The organism is Leptospira borgpetersenii serovar Javanica (genome assembly GCF_003046425.1).
In the GTDB taxonomy this organism is placed as follows: Bacteria; Spirochaetota; Leptospiria; order Leptospirales; family Leptospiraceae; genus Leptospira; species Leptospira borgpetersenii.
On record NZ_QAJG01000006.1, the window covers coordinates 152,501 to 157,500 of the forward strand.

Genomic DNA, 5,000 nt, shown 5'->3' on the forward strand with positions numbered 1-5,000 from the left:
CAGAATCGAATCCAACAGAAGAGGAAGAGATTCGTTCAACGAAAATCAAGAAACCGAATTAAATGAAATCAAAGATCGAGTTCCTTTCGAGTCCAAGATTCAAACCTGTAAAATCCTTTGGAAAAAAATTCCAAAATCCATTCTAAAAAAAACCTTTCTAAGAGAAGAAAATTCTCATAAATACAAAAACGGCTCATTGGTCCTCATCGGGGGCTCCCAGGGAATGTCGGGAGCGGCGCTTTCTTCTTTATTCACATTTCATGAGTTAGGTGGGGGAATTTCTCTCCTTTTGACCCCCTCCGAAAAAACAATCCGGGGAGTTTTAAAAAAAGATCCTTCTTTGATGGTGAATACGATTTCGGAAAGTTCCGATATCATAAATCTTCCTTTCGTTCGAAAAGCATCCGTTTTTCTTTTAGGTCCGGGCTTAAAAACGAAAGAATGTCCGATTCTTCCTTTACCGAAAGAAAAATTCTGCGTTCTTGACGCGGGAGCTATTAAAGCATATCAGAATATTCTATTGCATGAAAAAACATTGATGACTCCCCACACGGGAGAACTGGAAAATCTTTTAAACACAAAAATAAAATCAATCGAACAAGGAATTTCTCTTACGAAAGAATACACAAAAAACTTCAAGACGTATATATTGTGGAAAAGGCATTCCTCCTTTTTAATAGACCCGAACGGGACCGTTTTTCTTTGGGAGACACCGGAGCCGAAATTGGCCGTGATGGGAACGGGGGATCTTTTGGTCGGAATTCTTTCCTTTTATCTCTCGAGGAGCTTTACGATCCCCGAAGCAGTTCAACTTTCATTTTCTTTACTCACTCAAGCGGTAAAAAAATCAAAAGGTTTTCCAACCGCTTCCGAAATTCGTAAACTACTGGCAAAGGGGAACAATTAGACATGGGCGGCGGTTATCATTCTCGTTCTCCGGAAGAATTCAGAAAATTCCTGGAAGAAAATAGAAAACAATCTAGTGGCGGTAAATTTTCGAGAGTACGTTTGATTTTTATCTTAAATTTGGTTTTAGTCGTTTTAGTAATCGGTATGGTCGCAAGAACGACTTTACCTGGAGCATTCACGATTCAATCTTCCTCTCCTAAATTGAAAATCGGATCCATCACCTTATATGTTAAATCGAGTCGAGAAGGTAAGGAAGGTTTTCCGACCTTCTTTTTATTTATGAAAAATGAAGACGACTCAAAGGAGACTCGTTTTCCCGATACAAGTTGGAATTTTAAAATTCTCTTAAATAGCAAAGACGGCATCAATTGTGTGAATACGATTTGGAACATTCCCCAAAAAATACTATATCCGGGCAAAATTGAATTTGCAAGATTCAGATTAAGCGACGATGCGATTGATTCACTTCCTCCCGACTGTAAAACAAAATCTTTCGAAAACTTTCTGGAAAGAATATTCCGTAAAGTCCATTCTCAGAGCGGTTTAAAATTAGTATTAATCATCTCCCACAAGGAAGGCCAAAAGTTTTTATCGATCGAGAATCCTTAAACAAAATTCATTTTTCGACCGACTTTCATCCTTTAGGCGACGGAACAAACATTCAAACGAAGACGTCCGAACTCAAGATATGAACTTTTCCGGTATGGGAAAAATTAAAGTAATGTGAGTTCGGCATAACAAATGCGAAAGCGATTATTATGTTGCGATTCATAGATTAACGTGATTCTTGAACATAAGGCAGTTTCCGAGTATGATATTTTTGAATCGACGGAGTCAAGAAAGCCGACTTTAAGAAACGAAAGCATCTCGCTCTTTATCATAACGTTACCCACAAATTAAGAAGGCTTTTGGGATCATAAGGATCAAAAACTGATATTTTTCAAGTGTTCCGACAAGAATGAGGCTTTTTACTTGCAAGAAGTATGATTTTGTGGTAAAGAAAACCTCCCGAGTCTTCCCACCGCCTCTCCCCTCCACCCAAAATCAGGGTGGGGCGTAAGTTTCACAGAGGATTTGTAGTAATTCCGACAGATTTATCTTCAGATCCAAGTATTTGTGGGTAAGGTTATGGCTCTTTATGAATCGCTTATCTTAGCTACGCTAAGAGTCTTCGCCCGGCGCTTTCGCTGGCTACGACTATCTCGCTCTTTATGAATCGCTCGATAAGTTTAAACTTTATGGTTTTATGTAAAAAATTGCGGAAGGGCTGAGACAAGAAACATAGGAAAGAATACACTTTAATTTCAGCCCAGCCTCTGCAAGCAAAGACTGGATTCACCCAAACTTTCTTATATCAAACTCACATTTTTTAAATTCGCAATAGATCAAAATAACGTGAGCGCCCAATCAAACATATGTCGCGGCAATACCACTCCGCAGAAGACAGTTCTGAGACCGGCTCCTAAATCGAACCGGTATTAAATATCATACTTTTTGATATCGGCCGCAATACGATCATTAATTTGACGTTGTGCGCATTCAGTTACCACCCGAACCGCTCTTTGCACAGAAAGAGCATTAGACGATCCATGACCAATCAAACAGATTCCGTCCACACCAAGTAATAACGCACCGCCATATTCCGCATAATCCAAACGTTTTTTGATGGCTCCAAAGGTAGGCTTGAGGAGCAAGGCTCCGGTTTGAGCCAGACTAGATTGTTTGATGCTTTCACGCAAAACGTTGAAAATGGATTTGGAAAGACCCTCGGTCGCTTTTAACACAATATTTCCGATAAAACCGTCGCAGACCACAACATCCACATCCTTGCCACCTCCGTAGAGGTCTCGTCCTTCCACATTTCCTACGAAACAAACCGGAAGTTTCTTGATCATTTCGAACGCTTTTAAAGAAACGGCGTTTCCTTTTTTGTCTTCTTCTCCATTGGAAAGAATTCCAATCTTAGGATTAGAAATATTGAATATTAGCTTTGAATAAATCTCGCCCATTACAGCGAACTGAGCCAGGTAATCCGGTTTACAATCGACGTTAGCCCCGGCGTCCAACAAAAGCATCGGAGGACCGTTCTCCTGAGGGATCGGAGCAGCAATCGGAGGACGCAAAACGCCGGGAATTCTCCCCAGATACAAAAGAGCCGAAGCCATGGTTGCTCCTGTATTTCCGGGAGAAAACATACCTACACAGGTTTTATCAGCTACAAGTTGTGTGGCTTGGACCACGGAAGAATCCCGAAGAGCACGCACTGCGATCGAAGGAGAATCGTTCATATCAATGATCTCCGAAGCGTGCTGGATTCTTACTCTCGATGTGTCGTATTCGAACTTGAGGAGGATTTCCCCGATTTCTTCTTCTTTGCCGACCAGAACAACATTAGCCCCATCCTGATTTACGGCATTTACGGCGCCTTCAATAATTTTCTCCGGCCCGTAATCGCCGCTCATTACGTCGACGGCGATCCACATCATAGGAATTAATTTTCTTCTTTTGGCTTCTTGACTTTCGGCTCTAAAACGATTCCGGTTTTATAAAACCCGCAGGTAGGACAAATTCTATGAGGTAACCTGTAAACACTACAATTAGGACAAGGAACCAAATTCGGCTTTCCGATGGCATGATGCGCCCGTTTTGTTCTAACTTTTGATTTCGATTTTCGTCTTTTGGGAACTGCCATTGCTTTCCTCTTGGGAAATTGAATTGTTAAACAATACTTTTTTGAGGGTGCTAATCCTCAACTATTATTTCGATCCAATGCGAAGAAGAAAACCCTTTTGGGAACAAAAATGGGAACACTCTGAGAAACTAGCCGTCTCGGTCTCTAAAAGTTATCCTGCAAGGCAAATACAACTACATTGTAAGCTCTTATATTCCTAAGGTTTTGAGACGGGCTCTTTGCTAGAAAGACAGTCGTGTGGAACTTTGAACAAAACACTTCTTATGGTCTGTTTTAGATTTTGGAGAGAGAATCCATAAATTCCGCAGCTTCCTTCCGTTTTCCGTAGAGAGAAGACCGGTTGAAAACCAATCTGGCGGAAGATTCTAAGATTATATTCAGCTCTTTGAGGCCGTTAGCCTTAAGAGTCCCACCGGTCGAAACCAAATCCACGATACAATCGGAAAGACCGACAAGCGGCGCCAGTTCTATGCTTCCGTAGAGTTTAAAAATCTCGCAGGACAACCCTTTATGAAAAAAGAATTCTCTCGCTAAGTTCGGATACTTGGTCGCAACACGGATCTTACGATGACGTGCTTCCAATGTATAACCTTCAGGAGCGGCGAGGGAAAGCCTGCATTTTCCAATCCCCAAATCCAGAGGGGTGGCCAAATCGTAACCGCCTTCCTTAAGGACGTCCCAGCCGCTGATCCCCGCATCCGCCGCACATTGTTCCACGTAAGTCGCCACGTCTTGGGAACGTACAAGAAGAATCCGAATTTTTCCTAGGGGGTCATTATAAATGAGCTCTTTAGAATCCGGATCGGGCTTTGCGGAAAGCCATCCCTTGGAAATCATCAAATCGATGCTTTCCTCGGCTAGTCTTCCTTTGGGCAAAGCCAGAGTAAGCATTAGCCTTTTTGATTGAGTTGTATAAGTAAAAACGTAGCGTATTGTTTGACGGTGTTGTAATCGCTAGCCGGGGTTTTGATTTCCTGATCCAATACCTTTTTTAAAGATTCGACCGCTTCCGCTTTCTTGCCGTTCTTTACCTGAAGCCTTCCCGTTTGGTACAAACTCCAAGCTAAAAATCCACTGGCCTCTCTCGTATTTGCAAGCAAGGTCGCAGACGTGTTAAAATCAGTTTCGGCTAACGTGAAATTTCCCTCTCTTTCCCGAAGATTTCCGGCGAGATAGAAATAATACGCTTTCACTGGAGTCGGCTCCTCGATCTTCTTTCCGGCCCATTCTAACTTATCAGCGGCCTTTTGAAATTCTCCGTTACGGGAATACAAGTCACTGAGAATCTTAGCGAGCCTAAGTTCCAATTTTTTGGAGGAATACTGAGCGGAAATCTCCTCGTAAGCCTGAATTTTCTCTTTCAAATCGATCGTCGGATTAGCGCGGAATTTTTTATCCA

Annotated in this window: 5 protein-coding genes and 1 pseudogene (1 of these 6 cut by a window edge); 2 read left to right on the plus strand and 4 right to left on the minus strand. The window is 42.0% G+C overall.

The features are described 5' to 3' along the window. Positions 1-103: 103 nt before the first annotated feature. Together CLV95_RS20050 and CLV95_RS06715 are read left to right on the plus strand one after the other, a co-directional pair. Positions 104-907 (plus strand): annotated as a pseudogene (locus CLV95_RS20050) (ATP-dependent (S)-NAD(P)H-hydrate dehydratase); the annotation flags it as partial. 2 nt (positions 908-909) lie between these two features. Then, a complete protein-coding gene (locus tag CLV95_RS06715) occupies positions 910-1,518 on the plus strand; it encodes a hypothetical protein (RefSeq protein WP_002734617.1) in 609 nt (202 codons plus the stop codon). An 869-nt stretch (positions 1,519-2,387) separates the two neighbouring features. On the opposite strand, the gene plsX is transcribed toward CLV95_RS06715, so the two are convergent. The 4 genes from plsX to CLV95_RS06740 form a co-directional block, all read right to left on the minus strand. Continuing rightward, positions 2,388-3,395, minus strand: coding sequence for a phosphate acyltransferase PlsX (gene plsX / locus CLV95_RS06720; protein ID WP_002726344.1), 1,008 nt, complete (start codon positions 3,393-3,395; stop codon positions 2,388-2,390). Between the two features lie 5 nt (positions 3,396-3,400). Next, positions 3,401-3,601 carry a 50S ribosomal protein L32 gene (gene rpmF / locus CLV95_RS06725; RefSeq protein ID WP_002734612.1) on the minus strand — a complete coding sequence of 67 codons (201 nt, stop codon included), beginning with the start codon at positions 3,599-3,601 and terminating at the stop codon, positions 3,401-3,403. A gap of 273 nt (positions 3,602-3,874) precedes the next feature. Next, positions 3,875-4,492 carry an ATP phosphoribosyltransferase gene (gene hisG / locus CLV95_RS06735; protein ID WP_002726231.1) on the minus strand — a complete coding sequence of 206 codons (618 nt, stop codon included), beginning with the start codon at positions 4,490-4,492 and terminating at the stop codon, positions 3,875-3,877. Then, positions 4,492-5,000, minus strand: partial view of a YfgM family protein gene (locus CLV95_RS06740; RefSeq protein ID WP_002726273.1) — the 3' portion only. Its footprint extends 235 nt past the window's final position; only the last 509 of its 744 coding nucleotides appear in the window; its start codon lies beyond the right edge, outside the window; its stop codon occupies positions 4,492-4,494. The genes hisG and CLV95_RS06740 overlap by 1 nt, the downstream gene beginning before the upstream one ends.

Coding starts and splice junctions, on each gene's coding strand:
- CLV95_RS06715 (WP_002734617.1), top strand. CDS start 910: ATGGGCGGCGGTTATCATTCTCGTTCTCCGGAAGAATTCAGAAAATTC.
- plsX (WP_002726344.1), bottom strand. CDS start 3,395: ATGATGTGGATCGCCGTCGACGTAATGAGCGGCGATTACGGGCCGGAG.
- rpmF (WP_002734612.1), bottom strand. CDS start 3,601: ATGGCAGTTCCCAAAAGACGAAAATCGAAATCAAAAGTTAGAACAAAA.
- hisG (WP_002726231.1), bottom strand. CDS start 4,492: ATGCTTACTCTGGCTTTGCCCAAAGGAAGACTAGCCGAGGAAAGCATC.